This window comes from Shewanella litoralis, from assembly GCF_009828585.1.
GTDB lineage: Bacteria > Pseudomonadota > Gammaproteobacteria > Enterobacterales > Shewanellaceae > Shewanella > Shewanella litoralis.
The window spans coordinates 1-466 of the sequence record NZ_WSRZ01000092.1; the positions used below are offsets into that span (position 1 = coordinate 1).

At 54.1% G+C, this 466-nt stretch carries 1 protein-coding gene; it reads left to right on the forward strand.

Annotated elements, in window-relative coordinates; translation table 11 throughout:
• Positions 1–108: 108 nt before the first annotated feature.
• A partial coding sequence (locus tag GQA99_RS21105; protein ID WP_160057012.1) for a chlorophyll a/b-binding protein occupies positions 109–466 on the forward strand: 358 nt, incomplete at its 3' end.

Consider the following 466-nt stretch of genomic DNA (forward strand, 5'->3'; position numbering starts at 1 on the left):
TCGGAGCCCTTGGCTGCGTCTTCCCTGAGCTTTTGGCCAGGAACGGAGTCAAGTTCGGAGAGGCCGTTTGGTTCAAGGCCGGTTCACAGATCTTCAGCGATGGAGGGCTTGACTACTTGGGAAACCCTAGTTATCCACGCCCAGAGCATTTTGGCGATTTGGGCCACTCAAGTGATCTTGATGGGAGCCGTTGAAGGCTACAGAGTTGCAGGAGATGGTCCATTGGGAGAGGCCGAGGACTTGCTTTACCCCGGAGGCAGCTTCGACCCATTGGGTTTGGCTACCGACCCAGAGGCCTTCGCTGAGTTGAAGGTGAAGGAGCTCAAGAACGGAAGATTGGCTATGTTCTCTATGTTCGGATTCTTCGTTCAAGCCATTGTCACTGGTAAGGGACCTTTGGAGAACCTTGCTGACCATTTGTCCGATCCAGTCAACAACAACGCCTGGGCCTTCGCCACCAACTTTG